Genomic DNA, 16,436 nt, shown 5'->3' with positions numbered 1-16,436 from the left:
TTGAGCTTTACTTGGCAGCGAGTGCGGGTTGGATATAGCTACGCGCGACGAACGTATCGTACTTGGGCTGTTGCTTCAAATTGCCAAGCGCGATCTGCGTGTCCATGGCGACCGTCAGTGCTTTCGGCGTGATGTCCACGTTCTTTGGATAGACGCCATCGGCAAGCATACGCTTGACGGCGGCGTCGACCACAGGAGCATCGAGCGTGGGGAATTCCTTGCGGGCGATCGCGGCAGTCTCCGCCGGATTGGTCTGCATGTATAGCAACGCGCTTTGCAAGCCCTTCACGAAGCGCTCGGCTGTATCGGGGTCGATGCTGCGCTTGGCCGTGATCGACGAAAACGCGTACTCGCCATACAGCTTGGGAAAACTCAGCACGACTTTCATGCCCTTGGCGACCGCCTGGTCGAGACCCGGCTCGTACATCACCGCGATCTTCGATTGCCCCGCCACCAGCGGCCCGATCTCGGAGCCAAGCGGGACCTGTATGAGCTTGACGTCGCCTGGCGACATGCCATTCTCCTTCAACGCCCTGAAAAACAGCGACGTGCTGGTCGTTGGCATTTGTCCCGAAACCACGACTTCGCCTTTCACGTCCTTGATGCTCGTGAACTTGACGTCGGGCGCCGTCGCAATCCACACGGCGGCCCCGTTCACGACGTTCGCAATGACATCGACGTCCGCGCCCTTCTCCGCCGCCACCGCGGTCCACTCGGGGCCATGAAGCGAAAAGTCGGCGCTGCCCGACAGTACGGCCGATAATGCCGCACTCGGACTACCCGCCGTCTGCTTGGTCACGTCCAGTCCTTCCTTCGTGAAGAAGCCCCCGTCGATAGCAACATAGAGCGGCAGGTACAGCATTGACTGAAATGCCTGCGAGATGGTCGCTTTCTTGTCGGCGGCGAGCGCCGTGGTCGTGACCGACGTCGCGCAAAACGCGAGCACCGAGCCCAGCACGGTAAGAAGGTTTTTTGCGTTGAGAGCCATCAGTATTTCCCTGTTCGAGTAGTTGATCAATCAAACCTTGAGCGTGTTTGCATTCGATGCCTGGCGCCACGGCAGCAGCCGGCGCTCGATCATGTCGATCAGGAAATAGAGCACGAAGCCGATCGCCATCAGCACGAAAAGCCCTTCCCAGACGGTGTTCAGGTCATAAAGGCTCGACGCCGTGAAGATCATGTGCCCGAGTCCATGCTCCGAAGAAATGAACTCGCCGACGACCGCGCCGACCAGACCAAACCCGACGTTGATGCGAAATGTGGAGATCACATACGGCAGCGTGGAAGGCACGACGACCTTCGTGAACACTTCGTTCTTGTTGGCGCCGAGCGTGACAAGCAAGGCCTGGAGATCCGGGTCCGCGTCCTTCGCGGCTTCATACGCGGCAATCAGCGCGACAATGGCCGTGAGCGATATCGCCAGCGCGACCTTCGACACGAGCCCCGTCCCGAACCAGAGAATCACGATGGGCGCGAACGCGATCTTCGGCACGCTGTTGATCGCGACAATGAAAGGCTCGATCAGCCGCGCGATGAACGGCGAATACCAGAGCGCAAGACCGCATACGGAACCGACCGCCGTGCCGAACACGAAACCGAGGATCGCTTCGAACAACGTGTAGCCGGTATCGATGAAAAGCTGGCCTGAATGAATATCGCGCACGAGTGCATCGAAGATCTTCGCCGGCGACCCGACCAGGAAATTCGATACCCACCCGAGCCGCGCGGCGCCTTCCCAGATCGCGAAGAATGCGACCACCGCGGCGAGTTGCAGGAGCGAACGGCCCCAGCCGCTGTCGAATACAAATTTGCGGGCACGCACTTTCTGCTCCGGTTGCACGATGGAAACGGATTGCGTCATGCTGAACCAACCTCCGTCTGGATATCGAGTTCGCCGCACAGCGCGTGGAAGTAGCCGGAGAAGTTTGGATCGCTGCGCGCGCCGATCGGCGAGCGCGCGCTGATATCGATGTCATAGATCTTCTTCACTTGCGACGGGCGTCCGCCAAGCACGACCACGCGTTTGGAGAGCGCGACAGCTTCATCGATATCATGGGTGACGAGCACCACGGTCTTATGAAACGTCTCCACGGCTTCCATCAATACGCCTTCCAGATAGAGCCGGGTCTGATAGTCGAGCGCGGAGAACGGTTCGTCGAGCAGGATGATGTCGGGGTCGTTGATCAGCGTCCGGATCAACGCAACGCGCTGGCGCATGCCGCCCGAAAGCATGCGCGGATACGCGTTCTCGAAACCGGCGAGGCCATACGTATTGAGATATTCCATCGCCATGTCGCGCGCTTGCGCAACCGGCATGCGCGACAGCTCGGGGCCTATCAACACGTTCTGCAGCACGGTGCGCCACGGCAGCAACAGGTCGCGCTGCATCATGTAGCCGACCTTGCCGCGCAGTCCTTCGACCGTCTGCCCCCTGTACACGATGTCGCCGCTGTCGGCTTCGAGCAGACCGGCAATCACATTGAATACGGTCGTTTTTCCACACCCCGATGGACCGATGATGCTCACGAAATCGCGTTCGTTGATATCGAACGTGAGACCACCCAGTACATCGACCGTGCCGAGTTTATTGGAGAACGATTTGCGGATGTTGCGTAACGCGAGCTGCACGGACATGCGGATTTTCCTCGTGTTTGAACGATCGGCCGGTGCCACTTATCTGTGCGCTGCAAACACGTCCTTGCGAATCGAACCATGCACGCCCCAGTTCGCATCGACAACCTGCGTCACGCCGAAGTCCGCCGCGACCGACATCAGCGCGATCGCTTCGTCCTCGCTCAGCTTGTGCACGGTCATCAGGAACCGCCGCAATTTGCGGAATGCATCGCGCATGGCTTTGTCGAGACTTGCATGCTGTGCGACTTCAAGCTGAGCGTTGTCCCCGAGCTCAGCCAGGTAGTTGGGGAACGTGAAGCCGTACACCGACCATTGCTGATCGGTTTCCAGCATCGGATGGGTCAGCCCTTCGAGCAGGGTGCCACCGAGGTCCGCATGCTTATGAAGGATGAATTCGAAGTCGCCCGTAAGCGACGTCTCGATTGCAGTGCCGCCGAGTTCACTGTCGCCCTGCGCTGCGTGCGGATCGCCGACCGAGAAAAATGCGCCTTCGACCGCGACCGGGTAATACATGGTCGCGCCCTTGCCCACGCGCCAGTCGTCGACATTGCCGCCGGTGTAGCTGGGCGGAATCGAGCTGACAAAGTCCGCCTCGGACGGCGCCAGCCCCATCGTGCCGAAATGCAACCGCGCGGGGACCTTGATGTCGGGAAGAATGTTCTCGCGCCGCTTGACGAGCGTGTGGTCGACCCTTACCCCTGGATAGTCGATGTTCGTATGCACGATGCCATCCGGATCGGTCTGCGGCGTCCAGACATAGTTGTAGACGGCACGCGCGAAGGGTTCGCCGGTGGTATCGAGCTCGAAGATGGTCACGACTTCGCGGGGCTTCGGCTCTTCTATCAGATCGTGATACTGGAAGCCCCATGAGGCGGCAACGTTCGAACCGAAGCAACGGCCACGGTGACAGGCGCTGCAGCTCGGACGTGGGCGGACATCGAGGATACGAACTTCCAGCACATCACCAGGCTCGGCGCCTTCAATGAACACCGGGCCGGTCAGCAGATGGACGCCAACGCCCTCTCCCGAGCCGAGTTTGAAGGGGCCGTCGACCGGACCTGCGCCCCGGCGCGATACGGCCTTGTGCTCCCGCGTCCAGTGAAAGACGCTCTCGGCACCCGGGTCTCCGGCAATCATGCGTTCATGGTCGTCGTTGGCATGATGCGTGAGCGTTTCGATGGTGGCGCGGTCACCGGATTTCAGCGTCAGGCTCGGTGAGACCTGTTTGCTGAAGTACCCCCAATGCACGGTTTCTGGTGACACGGGAAGGATGTGATGCTTCATGTTCTGACCTCGGGGAGCAACCGCAGGCGGTAGTGTGTTTGCAGATTTTCTTGGAAGGCACCTGTCGTTCACTGGCGACCGGAGGTGCTCGGGAACATCTCTAGGACATGACTTCCACGCAGCTGTCCGCCCCCATGACGCTCAGGAACCGCGCAGTCAGCGGATGGCGCGGGCGCGTCAATACTTCATGCGCGGGTCCCTCCTCAACCACCGCGCCGCCGCTCAGGAACACCACGCGGTCGGCGACTTCATCGGCGAAACGCAATTGATGGGTCGAGATGATCATCGTCAGGCCGTCCTCGAATGCGAGGCGCCGGATCACCTCAAGCACTTCGCCCACCAGTTCGGGGTCGAGCGCCGACGTCGGTTCATCGAGCAGCAGCACGCGCGGATTCGGTGCGAGCGCGCGTGCAATCGCCACGCGTTGCTGCTGGCCGCCTGAGAGATGGCGCGGCAGCGCATCGGCGCGATGACTCAGGCCCACGCGCTCCAGAAGTTCACGCGCTCGCTGATCGGCGGCCGCCGGCGTCAAGCCATGCACCCAGCGCAACGGGCCGGCAATGTTCTCGCGTGCGCTGAGATGGCTGAAGAGGTTGAACTGCTGGAACACCATGCCAACGCCCACACTTGCGCGCTCGTTTGCGAGATCGTGCGGATTCAGGCGCCGGCCATCGTCGCGAAAGCCCAGGCGCCTGCCGCCGACGCGGATCTCGCCTGCATCCCATTGTTCAAGATGATTGATACAGCGCAGCAGCGTGCTCTTGCCCGACCCGCTCGGACCCAGCAGCGCAACGACTTCGCCGGAGCGGATGGTGAGGTCGAAGCCATCGAGCACGGTCTGCTCGCCGTAGCGCTTTTGCAGCCCGCTTATCTGCACCGCCGCGCCGTTGCGCGACAACGCGTCGTACCGGGTCGCGCGCTCCGAAGCGCTTACGGGAAGAAACGCGGGCGGCATATCGGCTGCGGGTTCAGCGGCTGCGCCGCCCGGGTCAGGCTTTGATGCAGGCGTTGACCTGTACCAGGGCAGAAAGCGCCTGAAACCGTTTGGCGAGGCCGGCTTGTCGAGATCGAGCGCCCGTTCTATGGAGAGCTGGATCGCAGCGATAGCACCGGTCAGACATAAGTAGAGCAAGCCGGACGCAAAGAAGATCGAGAAGAAATCGAAGGTCGACGAGGCGAGTTGCGTGCTGCGCAACGTCAACTCGCCTACCGAGATCACCGAAGCGAGCGATGAGTTTTTCAGCGCGCTGACGGATTCGTTTCCGAGCGCCGGGACCATCGTACGAATGGCCTGGGGCGCAATGATCCGCCGCATCAGCACGCCGGGCGTCATGCCCAGCGCCTGACCCGCGATGGTCTGGCCGCGATCGACGCCCAGCACGCCCGAGCGCAATATCTCCGCTATGAACGGACCTTCATTCAATGCCAGCGCGAGCCCCGCTGCTCCGATCGCGCTCAGTTTCAGTCCGATGTGCGGTAGCGCATCGTATGCAAACACGAGCTGAAGGATCAGCGGCGTCCCGCGGAAGATGACCGTGTAGCCTCGTGCGATGGCCGCCAGCGGCCCGATCCGGCTGAGCTGCATGGCAGCCAGCACAAGCCCGACGACAAGGCCTCCTGCAAGACCCAGTGCCGTGACTGCGACCGTAAAGCTGATGCCCTCGAGCAGATACGGCAGGCGAAGGTAATGGAGAAAAAGATCCATCAGTTCGATACGATCAGCTTGGCCGGTTCGAGATTGCCCGCGCCGAGTTGCCACTTGTTGAGCAACTCAGTCTGCGCACCGCTCTTCTGGATCGCGACCAGCGCGGCCATGATGGCGTCGCGGAACTCGGTCTTGCCCTTCGGTACGCCAATGCCGACCGAATACGGCAACGTCACGGCGGTCGCCTTTTCGAGCTTGTCCGGGAACGCCTTGACCGCCTGGTCGACGGTGTTGACATCGTTGATGTAGGTGTCGGCGCGGCCGGCCAGGATCGCCTGGATGCAGTTCGCGTTGTTATCGTAAAGCTGTACCGTTGCCTCCGGTTTGCCGGCGGCCTTGCATGCCGGCCCGAGGTTCTGGATCAGCGGAACCTCCACGTAGCCCGTGTTTTCAGCGGCTGTCGTGCCGCACATCGTCGTGTTGATGCCGGTGATTTTCTTCGGATTGCCCTTCACGACCAGCACGCCGTCGAACACCTTGGAGTAAGTGATGAAGTCGGCAGCTTTCGCACGTTCTTCGGTCGCGTAGATATCAGAGATGACAATATCTGCCTGACCGCTCTGCAAGGTCGTCAGCAGCGCGGCGAAGGTGACGGGCTTGTAGGTCATCGTGAAGCCGAGGCAACTGCCGATCAGTTCGCCAAGATCGATATCGAAGCCGATGTATTTGCTCGGGTCGTTCGGGTCCAGCGCCTCATAACCGGGCGTATGCGGATTGATTGCGTTGACGAGCGTCTTGCCCTTGAGTTGCGGATACTTGGCCTGCAACGCCGTGCATGCCGCCGGCGTAGCCGGACCCGCCGCGCTGGCTTGTCCCGACACGAGAAACAACACGGAGCACACGCTGCCGAGCAACGCCAGGCGTGCGTGGCTTTTGCCTAACCACGCGCTCATGCGCTGCCAACCCCGGCCAAAAATATTCTTGTTCATTGAAACGCTCCTATGCGGCTGATGACAATGGCTTGCACGACGCACGCCCTGTTGCATTGCACGACACGAGCGTATGTGAACGAAATCAACAAGACTTGTCTGCACGCGCACAACTGCTGGTACAGACGTGAACGCCGGTGTGAGCCGCTCACGGGTGCTTGCTGCGAAGCGTGCTTCTTCGTGCATGAGTGCGCTGCAATGGCGCATGCATGCACTGCATCCGACACACCACGCACGAATTTGCGCTGAATGGTCCAGCACGGCAGCCATTGCCGATGGCGCGAAGGTTGCTTTCAAGCATTGCGTCTTGCCGCTTTCTTCTGGAGTTCTGCTTGGACCTGTTGCGCTTCACCACCGAGTCATACCCTGAAGTCGAACGCGTGCGCGAATGGAGTATGGTGCTCGACAGGCTCGGCTGGTACAGCAGGCTCGACGCCTCCGACCGCACGCTGCACGGCACGCTGACGTCGCAGACATCCACGGGCGGGTTCGAGCTCACGTCGCTCGCGTCAGTCGCGCAGACGCTGGAACTCAAAGCCGATCACGCAGACAGCCTCATGATCGTGCTGCTGCTTGACGGAGACGCCACGTTAGTCGCCGACGACCTGCGCGAGCCGGTCGGCGTGCATGACATCGTCTACGCGTCCTCTCAACAGGCGGCATCGATTGCATTTGCTTCGAGCTTTCGCGTGTTCGTCGTACGGGTGCCGCGAGACGCCGTCAATGCGCGCGTGCTGTCGCCGTTTTCGCTGCGGGCGGCGCGACTGTCAGGCGAAGCCGGCATCGGCCACGTTTTCTCGGGCTTTCTTCGATCGGTCGCGGAAAGCGTGGAAAGCTTGTCGGCGGGAGAACTTCGCCCGCTGGAACTGGCGCTGGCCGAGTTCCTTGTCGCGAGTCTTGCGGGACACGAACGCAAAGGTTCGTTCGGTGGGCTGACGCCTTCCCAGGCGGCGATTTTTTCTCGTGTGTGCCGGTTGATCGAAGCGAGCCTTGGCGACCCCGCGCTCAGCGTCGCGATGCTTGCCAAGGAAGAGCGTGTCTCGCCACGCTACGTGCAGAAGCTCTTCGAGACCGCAGGGCAAAGCTTCTCCACCTACCTGCGCTCGCGCAGACTCGAGCGCTGTCGTGCGGAACTGGTCGACCCGCTGTACGAAAAGGTTTCTGTCTCCGATATCTGTTTCAGGTGGGGTTTCAACGATCCCGCGCATTTCAGCCGTGTCTTTCGCGAGCGGTACGGTGCATCGCCACGCACATTTCGTCATGAGGCGAGTCTTGAGATCGCGCGGCATCTCGTGCGGCGCATCTCGCGTGGATTGCCCGTGAACGCGCCTGCCCTGCTCCTGCAAGCAAAACAGGCCGGCGCCGAGGCGGATGCGGATACGCTGGTAGCGCTCGATAACGGCCTCGATGCAGTGCTTACCGAAGCCCCCGCGCAACGCGGCAAGCCGCGTCATCATCTGCTGCGCGCGACGGCCAACACCGTGCACTGGGGCTATTTCAGCCATGACCTGAAGCCGGTGCTGGAAGTGCAAAGCGGCGACACGGTCACGATCGAGGCGCTCACCCAGCATGCCGCCGATGACTGGGAACGCATGGTCGCGGGTGACCCGGGTGCCGAAAGCGTGTTTCACTGGACTTCAGAGCGCAAGAATGTGAATCGGCGCGGCGCCGGCCCGATGGACGCATCCATTTATGGCCGCGGCGCCGGCGAAGGTTTCGGCGTGCATATCTGCACGGGTCCGATTGCCGTTCGCGATGCCGAACCCGGCGACGTCCTCGAAGTTCGAATTGTCGATATTCACGCGCGCCCTTGCGCCAACCCGAAATTCCACGGCCGTGCGTTCGGCAGCAACGCGGCCGCGTGGTGGGGTTTTCATTATCGTGAACTGCTGACGGAGCCCAAGCCGCGGGAAGTCGTCACCATCTACGAGATTGACGCAGCACCCGCCGACGACGGCGTCACCGCTTATGCACGCGCCGTCTACAACTACCGATGGACACCGCAACGCGATCCCTTCGGCGTGCTCCATCCGACAATCGACTACCCGGGCGTGCCGGTCGATCATTCAACGGTTGTCGAAAATCACAACATCCTGAAGAACGTGACCATTCCAGTGCGGCCGCATTTTGGCGTGATCGCGGTCGCCCCGCAGCAGGACGGGTTGATCGATTCGATCCCCCCGTCAGCCTTCGGCGGCAACCTGGATAACTGGCGCGTCGGGCGTGGCGCAAGCGTCTATCTGCCTGTAGGCGTGGCAGGCGCGTTACTTTCGATTGGGGATCCACATGCGTCGCAGGGCGATTCGGAGCTTTGCGGCACGGCAATCGAATGCTCGCTGACGGGCGACTTCGAACTCGTCCTGCACAAGAAAAAGACGCTGACCGACCAGCCCTTCGCCGACCTCACTTACCCGCTCGTGGAAACTGCTGAAGAATGGGTTCTGCATGGCTTCAGTCATCCTAACTACCTGGCGGAGTTCGGCACGAGCGCGCAAAGCGACGTCTATCAGAAGTCGACGCTCGATCAGGCCATGCGCGACGCATTCATCAAGACACGGCGATTCCTCATGTCGACAAAAGGGCTTTCGGAAGACGAAGCGATCTCACTCATGTCGGTCGCGGTCGACTTCGGCGTCACTCAGGTCGTCGATGGAAACTGGGGCGTGCACGCGATCATCCGCAAGGCGCTGTTCGCGTCCGGCTCATGACGTCGTCAATAAACGCCCGGCAACCCGGCCGGACGATGTTTGAAACGACGATGCACCCAGTAGTATTGTTCCGGAAACCGAAGGATCTGCGCCTCGAGAAATGCGTTCATCCTGCGCGCATCCGTTGTGTCGTTGCCTGAGGGAAAGTCGATCAACGGCTCAAAGATCGTCAGCTTGTACCCCTTGAAGCCCGGCAATACTTCCGTAACGAATGGCACCACTCGTGCACCGGCTACCTTGGCCAGTCGTGAAACCGACGTGAGCGTACAGGCAGGTACGCCGAAAAACGGCACGAATACAGAGTTGGCCGCACCGTGATCGAGGTCCGCCGCGAGCATCACGGGTGTTCCGGCCCGCAGCAGCGCGATAACCTTTCTTGCGCTGGAACCGCGCTCGACCATCTCCGCGCCAAATCGACCGCGCTGCTTTCGCGCGAGTTCGCATAAACGGACATTCGACATCGGTGAATACAGTGCTGCGACCGGCTGGCGTGTTGAGTAAAGCAGGCAACCTACCTCGATTCCGACGAAGTGAAAATCCATGAAAATGGTAGGGGGTGCATTGGCATCGGACAGGTCAATGCTGCTTTCGATCGTGATGCGCTTCGTGAGGGACTGCGCACTTCCGTACCATTGGATGCCCCGCTCAAAATAGCTTCGAATGACTTGTCGAAAGTGGTCACGACCAAGAATATCCCGCTCGTTCGCGCTTTTTAACGGGAAACAAAGGCCCAGGTTTATCAGCACGATGCGTTTTCGCCGACTCGGAATCAGGTAAAGCGCACCTCCGATTCCGCTGCCAAAGCGAGCGACCCACGAATATGGAAGAATCGATAAAACCCGTAACAGCCCGACAATGATGGCGAACCCAATTATTTTCAAAGAACGATCTCCTGCTTGAGGGCCGCCTACCGCGCGCCGTATATGTCCAACACCGCATTTTCAAAATGGTCGAGGCACCGGTGTTTTCAACTCTCGGCGAGCTGGGTAAGAACGAGTTAATGCCCCTCAAACTAACACGTCTGAGTGTCAGGCAAATAAACGGGCAAATCTCGAGCGCAGGGTTGTCCCTGATTATCCATATTTAGTGGATCGATTTTCCAACTTTAATCTTGTTCGGGCCGTTGTCCTGGCAGTCTGAGCTGACGGATTTATTTGCTGGAAATAGAGGGTCCCTGCTTCGCGCGTTTCTTCGCTCCTGGAGAAGCAGCAGACGTGCTGGCCGAGCCCACGAACGGACCACAACTCGCCCGGGCCTCGAACCATGTCGGCATCAATTCAGGATCGGTGGCACCAGGTTCACGAAGCTGGGCAAGAAGCAGTTCCGCGGCGCGTCGGCCGAGCAGAGCCGTATCGCGCATGACCGTTGCAATGGGCGGATGGTGAAGGCGGCATAACGGCAGGTCGTCGCAACTCACCAGAGACAAATCCACGCCCAGCGTAAGTTTTCTTCGATGCACCGCGCGCAGCGCACCTTCGAGCAACTGATTGCCACCCAGGATGACCGCACTTGGCGGGTTCTCGCCTGAAAGCAGTTCTCCGATGGCCTGCTCGCCATGTTCCGGCGACAAGCGTCCCCGGTGAACGATCAGGTTTCGCGCGAGGCCCAGACTGTCGAAGGCCGCCTCCACTCCGCGAATCCGTTCGCGGGTCGGCCTAACGTCGAGCCCCACGACCAGTCCAATCCGGCTGTGACCGGCTTGCAGCAAATGGCGGCCGGCATCGCCGAGGCCCTGGAAGTGATCGGACAGCACATAGTGCGCGCCGATGTCGGAGGGCAAGGTGCGGTCGATCAGGACGACCGGCGCCTGAGCGCCGCGCAACGCAGCCAGCGTCGCAGGATCGTCCTCGAGCGCGGGCAACACGATCAGACCATCGACCTGGCGCTGTAGCAGGATGTCGATGCGCTGCGCATCCACTCCCGGGTCGCCGCCTGAGTTGGTCAGCAAGACCGAATACTTGGCAACGCTCAGCACGCTTTCCGCACCGCTCACTATCGATGCGATCAGCGGGTTATTGATGTCGGAGCCGACGAATCCGATCGAATGCGTCGCACGCCGGCGCAAGCTTTGTGCGAGCACGTTGGGCGCGTAGCCAAGCTGGCGAGCCGCGTCCATCACGCGCTGCGTCATCTGCGGACTGGAGCCGGGTTGACCTGAGAGCACCCGCGACACGGATGCGATTCCCACGCCCGCCAGTTCGGCGACCGCCTTGATGCCGGACTTCACGATGGCAGGTTCTGTTGTCTTGTTGCTCATCTCGAAATTTCCCAATCAATTCTTGACAACACATGTTTGAAGCAATTATCGTCTGGAAACGTTTCCGGAAACGTTTCCAGACGATAATTGAAGACGCGGGGTGTTTGTACCGGACGCGTCGAGCAATATCGCCGGCAAGCGTATCAAAAAGCAGCATTGTGAAGTCCGGCGGAGTTCGGTCAATGAAAAGCCTGCGTCAGCGCGGCATTGGAAGTGCCAGATACTGCGAGCTGCACCGCTCGGAGCCGATGGAGACACGCAGCGCCTCGCGCGCGGCGTTCGATAAAAGAACAGAGGTTGCCCTTGCAAAGCACACACCGTCAATCGCCTGAAGTACGGCGCGCAGTCCGCAACGCCATTCTGAGCGCCATCGTCGGGACGGCGGTTGAATGGTACGACTACTACCTGTACGCGACGGCCGCCGCCACGCTGTTCAACAAGCTGTTTTTCCCGTCATACGATCATCTGACGGGCACTCTCCTGGCTTACGCAAGCTTTGCTATCGGATTCTTCGTGCGGCCTGTGGGCAGCGTGATCTTTGGACGGCTCGGGGACCGGATTGGCCGCAAGAAGGTGCTGATCATCACCCTTCTGCTGATGGGCGGCTCGACCACTCTGATGGGATTCCTGCCAACCTACGCCATGATCGGCGTCTGGGCGCCGCTCCTTCTGTGCGTCCTGCGGGCGCTGCAAGGACTGGGGTCCGGCGCGGAGTACGCAGGCGCCGTCCTGATGGTGATCGAATATGCGCCCCCGAAACGGCGCGGCCTCTATGGTTCGTTGCCGTATGTAGGCGTCGCACTTGGCCTGCTGATGTCGCTTGCCACTTTTCATATTTCATCGAGCCTGTCGAAAGGTGCGTTCGAGCAATGGGGCTGGCGCATACCCTTCCTGCTGAGTGCGGTGGTGGTGATCCTCGGCCTGGTGCTGCGCAGCTCGCTCAAGGAAACGCCCGCGTTCCTCGACCTGCAAAAACGCAATGCTGTCGTCAAGGCGCCGATACGCGAAGTCTTCAGCACCTCGCTGCGCCCTATGCTGTGCGCATGGGGTGCGCGTCTTGGCGACAATTCGCTCGCCTATATCTACGAATCGTTCGTGATCGTCTATGTCACCCAGCAGTTGCATATGTCGCGCGACGTGATCGTGACAGCACTGATGTTCAGTACTGCACTGCAATTCGTAACCGTCCCGTTCTTCGGCTGGGTCTCCGACCTGGTGGGACGCAAACCCGTCTATATAGGCAGGGCGTTGATCTCCGGACTGGCGATCTTCCCGTTCTTTCGCATGCTTCAAAGCGGCGAGATCATATGGATCTACGCGGGACTCATCCTGGTTTCGTCGATAGCCAAGACGATGATGACTTCCGCGCAAAGTCCATGGCTCGCAGAGATGTTTCCATCGCGCGTGAGGTACACCGGCTTTTCCCTCGCCCGCGAGGTCACTTCGCCCATCTCGGGCGGCATCGCGCCGATGATCGCGGTCGGCCTGCTCTCAGCCGGCGCTGGCTCGCCTCATCTGGTCGCATGGTATGTCGTGGCGCTCGGCGTCATCACGGCCGTCTCGGTCTCCCTCGGACCGGAGACGCGAGGCCGAAATCTCGACGAACCAACGGCCAGTGCAGACGCTGCTGCAATCAAGAACGACACCGCGCCGGCGCAAGCATCACGGTAATAGTCAAAGCACAGGACAAAACAGGAGTAGCCATGAAAATCACGAAAGTCGAACCACTGCATGTCGGTCAGTTCATGTTTGTTCGCGTCGATACCGACGAAGGAATCACAGGATACGGAGAAGCCGGCGCATGGGGGCATATCGAAGCGTCAGGCGCTGCCATCCGCCGTTTTGCCGAATATCTCGTCGGCAAGGATGCGTTTGCAATCGAACATCACTGGAACGTGATGCATCGCTTCAGCTACTTCCAGGGACTGGCCATCAACGCCGCGATTTCCGCCATCGATATCGCGCTCTGGGATATCAAGGGACGCGCATTCAACGCGCCCATTTATGAGCTGCTCGGCGGTCCGGTGCGCACGAAAGCGCGTATTTACGGGCATATCTACGAAAGCAATATCGAGAAGATCCTGGTGGAATGCCAGGCCAAGATGGAAGCGGGTTTTAACGCATTCGGCCACCTGAATCCGTTCCTGGACGAAGGCAACGACCAGGTCTACTTCAAGACGCACATCAAGAAGATGCGCGATGCCATCGGCAACGTGCATCAGATGCGTGAAGTAGTGGGCGACCGCGTGGACTTGTTGATCGAATTGCATCGACGCCTGACGCCGGCCGAGGCGATCGTATTTGCGCGCGGCATTGAAGACACGCATCCCATGTTCATTGAAGACCCGATCCGTCCGGAGGGTCCCGACGGGATGGCCCGTGTGGCGGAAAAAATCCATATTCCGATCGCGACGGGCGAACGCTTTTCGACCATCTATGAATTCCAGACCTTGATGGCCCGGGGCGGCGTGGAGTATGCGCGCGTCGACCTGTGCCTGTGCGGCGGCATTACCGGCGCACGCAAAGTCGCGGCAATGGCAGAGGCGCACCATATCCAGGTCGTGCCGCACAACCCGCTCTCGCCTATCGGTCTCGCTGCGTGCCTGCAGCTCGATGCCGCGATCCCCAACTTCGCGATCCAGGAATACGCGACAGGTTTCGAGGCCGGGATCTTCGAATCGCGGCCGGAACATCTGGGCAGCAATATCGTCGACAAGGTGCCGTTGCCGAACCAGGGTTTCGTGGACATACCCAATGGTCCGGGGCTCGGCATGGCGTTGCTGCCGGATGCGCAGCGCATCCGTCCGCCCTTGTCCAAGCCCATTTCAATGAGACCGCATTTCGACGGTTTCGTTGTCGATCAGTAAACAAGCGAAGCGCCGTCCAGCACGCGATGGCGCTTACCCGGCCTCACGGCGCCCCTGCTCCGCAACGGTGTAGATGGCTTCCGGCATTGCCTCGAGCCGGGCCTTGGGGATGGGATCGCCACTTTCGTCCGAGAGGCCATAGGTGCCTTCGCTGATTTTCTGCAGCGCGCGCAGGATATCGCCAATGCGATGTTCATTCACGTTGCGCAGCGACTGGTTGATCTCGTCCTGTGCCATGTTCTGCGCGTCGTCCTCGAACTCGACCGCCTCGTCGTCATGCTTCTCCTGGGAAGTGCGCTCATCCGCGATCGTATTTTCCTCGCCGCCCAGCAGTTCACGGCGCATTGCCTCGAGGCGTGTGCGCTGCTGTGTGATAAACGCCTCACTCAAGTCGCTCTGTTGATCCGGCATGGTTGCCTCCTTTACCTTGAAGCGCCAGGCGCTCCGGTTTGAATAACTTCGGCGGCCGAGCAAACGGCCGGGACAACGCGTCAGTCACCCAGGTCGCTTAAAAACTTGCGGGCCGGCGCAAAGAACGTGACCCCGCTGACAGCCCGGGAGAAGTCGAGAATCCGGTCATGAAGCGGCGCAGGGTTGCCGATGAACATCCGTTCCAACATCTTGTTGATCACCCACAGATGGCGCGAATAACCAATGAAGTAGGTACCATACTCGCCCCGGCCAGGGACGGCGAACGGCATGTTGTCCCGAAGAATGTCATGCTCACCCTCTGCGTCCTCGATCGTGCAGAGCGTCTTGTGCGATTTCTGGCCTTCCGTCGCATCCGGCAACTCGCTGTTGCTGAACTTGGTACGACCGATGATCGCCTCCTGGGTTTCCACACTCTGCGCGCGCCAGGCGCCCATGTCGTGCAGATACTTCTGGATCACAACATAGCTGCCGCCGGTATAGGCCGGATCTTCGTCGCCGACTATCGTAGCAGCAGGCAGGTCCAGGCCGTCGGGATTCGCGGTGCCGTCGACAAACTCCAGCAGGTCGCGGCCGTCGAAGTAGCGGAATCCTGCGACGTCGTCGATTGCGGTAACAGAGTCCCCGAAGGCCTCGAGCAGAAGCTTCTCGAACTCGATGATCACGCCCATCGACTCGGCACGAATGTGATACAGCAGATCGCCTTCTGTGGCCACCGCGGTATGCTTCGCGCCGCGCACTTCCTTGAACGGCGCGAGTTCGCTGGGCGCCGGTTTGCCGGTGAGCGGCCCCCATACGCGATGTGAAATCCCCACGTTGCAGGTGAACACGCCGCCCTCGGTCCGGATCCTGACATCCTTGACGAGGTCATCGGTGCTCCCTACAACTGAGCGCGCTGTGGCAATCGACGCATCGTCGTCCTTTATGACGAGGATCAGGAACGCGGCTGCTGTTGACAACGGTGCATCGATGGATTGCGGCTCCGTATCGAGCGCGCGCCGGGCAGCGGAGATTGGCGAAGATGTCGGGCTCAAGATTTCTCCTGTGGTATCGGTTGCCGCGTCCAGTTCCATTATCGATGAAAATCCGGACGCATCAACTGGACCTCCCGGTTCTTCTTATCGGTTTCAGTGAGACAGGTCGGTGGGCAGTTCGCCGATCTGACGGAACATGCTGAGCCAGTCCTCGAGATGCCACGTCCGGGTAATCTTGCCATTCTTCACTTCGTGGAACGCGTGAATAGCGAAACTGACTGGCTTCGACGTCGCCGCCACGCCCATGATCGGGCCGGTTTGCGTTCCCGAGACACTCGCACGAACGGCGACGCGGTCGTCGCTGACGAGAACATCGAGCAGATCGATTTTCATATCGGGCAAGCCGATCGCCAGATTCCTGAATGCGGGAATCATCTGGTCCGGGCCGGACTGGCCGTCAGATATCGCGGGGATGTACTGCCAATCGCCCGCCACGACCGCGCGCAATTGTTCGATATCGTGCGCGGCGACCGCCTTGTAAAAATCGACGATGAGCTGCCGTTGCGCCGTGTGCGGCATTTGATGCAAATGTTCCATGTCAGCTCCCGGGCCCGCGATGAATGAACGGTTGATCGTTCCTATCTTAGCG

Annotated in this window: 14 protein-coding genes; 3 read left to right on the top strand and 11 right to left on the bottom strand. The window is 60.2% G+C overall.

Annotated features, from left to right (window positions below):
- Nucleotides 1-7: 7 nt before the first annotated feature.
- The 6 genes from AX768_RS25875 to AX768_RS25850 all read right to left on the bottom strand — a co-directional run bounded on the left by AX768_RS25875 (nucleotide 8) and on the right by AX768_RS25850 (nucleotide 6,552).
- Nucleotides 8-988 (bottom strand): ABC transporter substrate-binding protein, encoded by a 981-nt coding sequence (locus AX768_RS25875; protein ID WP_062002947.1) that lies wholly within the window; start codon nucleotides 986-988, stop codon nucleotides 8-10.
- Nucleotides 989-1,018: 30 nt separating this feature from the next.
- Nucleotides 1,019-1,861: an ABC transporter permease gene (locus AX768_RS25870; RefSeq protein WP_062002946.1), complete on the bottom strand. Its 843-nt coding sequence runs from the start codon at nucleotides 1,859-1,861 to the stop codon at nucleotides 1,019-1,021.
- Nucleotides 1,858-2,634, bottom strand: a complete 777-nt coding sequence (locus tag AX768_RS25865; RefSeq protein ID WP_062002945.1) for an ABC transporter ATP-binding protein — start codon at nucleotides 2,632-2,634, stop codon at nucleotides 1,858-1,860. The genes AX768_RS25870 and AX768_RS25865 overlap by 4 nt, the downstream gene beginning before the upstream one ends.
- Nucleotides 2,635-2,673: 39 nt before the next feature.
- Nucleotides 2,674-3,918 carry an acetamidase/formamidase family protein gene (locus AX768_RS25860; protein ID WP_062002944.1) on the bottom strand — a complete coding sequence of 415 codons (1,245 nt, stop codon included), beginning with the start codon at nucleotides 3,916-3,918 and terminating at the stop codon, nucleotides 2,674-2,676.
- A 100-nt stretch (nucleotides 3,919-4,018) separates the two neighbouring features.
- Nucleotides 4,019-5,623 (bottom strand): amino acid ABC transporter permease/ATP-binding protein, encoded by a 1,605-nt coding sequence (locus tag AX768_RS25855; protein ID WP_062002943.1) that lies wholly within the window; start codon nucleotides 5,621-5,623, stop codon nucleotides 4,019-4,021.
- Nucleotides 5,623-6,552: an ABC transporter substrate-binding protein gene (locus AX768_RS25850; protein WP_082771481.1), complete on the bottom strand. Its 930-nt coding sequence runs from the start codon at nucleotides 6,550-6,552 to the stop codon at nucleotides 5,623-5,625. Before AX768_RS25850 ends, AX768_RS25855 begins: the two co-directional genes overlap by 1 nt.
- Nucleotides 6,553-6,884: 332 nt before the next feature.
- Here AX768_RS25850 and AX768_RS25845 point away from each other — a divergent pair, with 332 nt between their 5' ends.
- Nucleotides 6,885-9,260 (top strand): acetamidase/formamidase family protein, encoded by a 2,376-nt coding sequence (locus tag AX768_RS25845; RefSeq protein WP_062003678.1) that lies wholly within the window; start codon nucleotides 6,885-6,887, stop codon nucleotides 9,258-9,260.
- 5 nt (nucleotides 9,261-9,265) lie between these two features.
- Here AX768_RS25845 and AX768_RS25840 read toward each other — a convergent pair whose 3' ends face one another.
- A complete protein-coding gene (locus AX768_RS25840) occupies nucleotides 9,266-10,141 on the bottom strand; it encodes a lipid A biosynthesis lauroyl acyltransferase (RefSeq protein WP_062002942.1) in 876 nt (291 codons plus the stop codon).
- Between the two features lie 269 nt (nucleotides 10,142-10,410).
- Nucleotides 10,411-11,517, bottom strand: coding sequence for a LacI family DNA-binding transcriptional regulator (locus tag AX768_RS25835; protein ID WP_062002941.1), 1,107 nt, complete (start codon nucleotides 11,515-11,517; stop codon nucleotides 10,411-10,413).
- A 303-nt stretch (nucleotides 11,518-11,820) separates the two neighbouring features.
- Between AX768_RS25835 and AX768_RS25830 the strand changes: the two genes are divergently transcribed.
- Nucleotides 11,821-13,188 carry an MFS transporter gene (locus AX768_RS25830; RefSeq protein ID WP_062002940.1) on the top strand — a complete coding sequence of 456 codons (1,368 nt, stop codon included), beginning with the start codon at nucleotides 11,821-11,823 and terminating at the stop codon, nucleotides 13,186-13,188.
- A 32-nt stretch (nucleotides 13,189-13,220) separates the two neighbouring features.
- Nucleotides 13,221-14,384 carry a mandelate racemase/muconate lactonizing enzyme family protein gene (locus tag AX768_RS25825; protein ID WP_062002939.1) on the top strand — a complete coding sequence of 388 codons (1,164 nt, stop codon included), beginning with the start codon at nucleotides 13,221-13,223 and terminating at the stop codon, nucleotides 14,382-14,384.
- 33 nt (nucleotides 14,385-14,417) lie between these two features.
- On the opposite strand, the gene AX768_RS25820 is transcribed toward AX768_RS25825, so the two are convergent.
- The 3 genes from AX768_RS25820 to AX768_RS25810 all read right to left on the bottom strand — a co-directional run bounded on the left by AX768_RS25820 (nucleotide 14,418) and on the right by AX768_RS25810 (nucleotide 16,384).
- Nucleotides 14,418-14,795 (bottom strand): TraR/DksA family transcriptional regulator, encoded by a 378-nt coding sequence (locus AX768_RS25820; RefSeq protein WP_062002938.1) that lies wholly within the window; start codon nucleotides 14,793-14,795, stop codon nucleotides 14,418-14,420.
- A gap of 80 nt (nucleotides 14,796-14,875) precedes the next feature.
- The gene (locus AX768_RS25815) at nucleotides 14,876-15,886 is read right to left on the bottom strand and encodes a Dyp-type peroxidase (RefSeq protein WP_231941609.1); all 1,011 of its coding nucleotides are present in this window, start codon (nucleotides 15,884-15,886) and stop codon (nucleotides 14,876-14,878) included.
- A gap of 54 nt (nucleotides 15,887-15,940) precedes the next feature.
- Nucleotides 15,941-16,384, bottom strand: coding sequence for an ester cyclase (locus AX768_RS25810; RefSeq protein WP_062002937.1), 444 nt, complete (start codon nucleotides 16,382-16,384; stop codon nucleotides 15,941-15,943).
- Nucleotides 16,385-16,436 lie beyond the last annotated feature (52 nt).

The sequence above is a fragment of the Burkholderia sp. PAMC 28687 genome, from assembly GCF_001577465.1.
Classification (GTDB): domain Bacteria; phylum Pseudomonadota; class Gammaproteobacteria; order Burkholderiales; family Burkholderiaceae; genus Caballeronia.
Note: the sequence above shows the minus strand (reverse complement) of the source record. Positions and strands in the feature narration are given on the sequence as shown.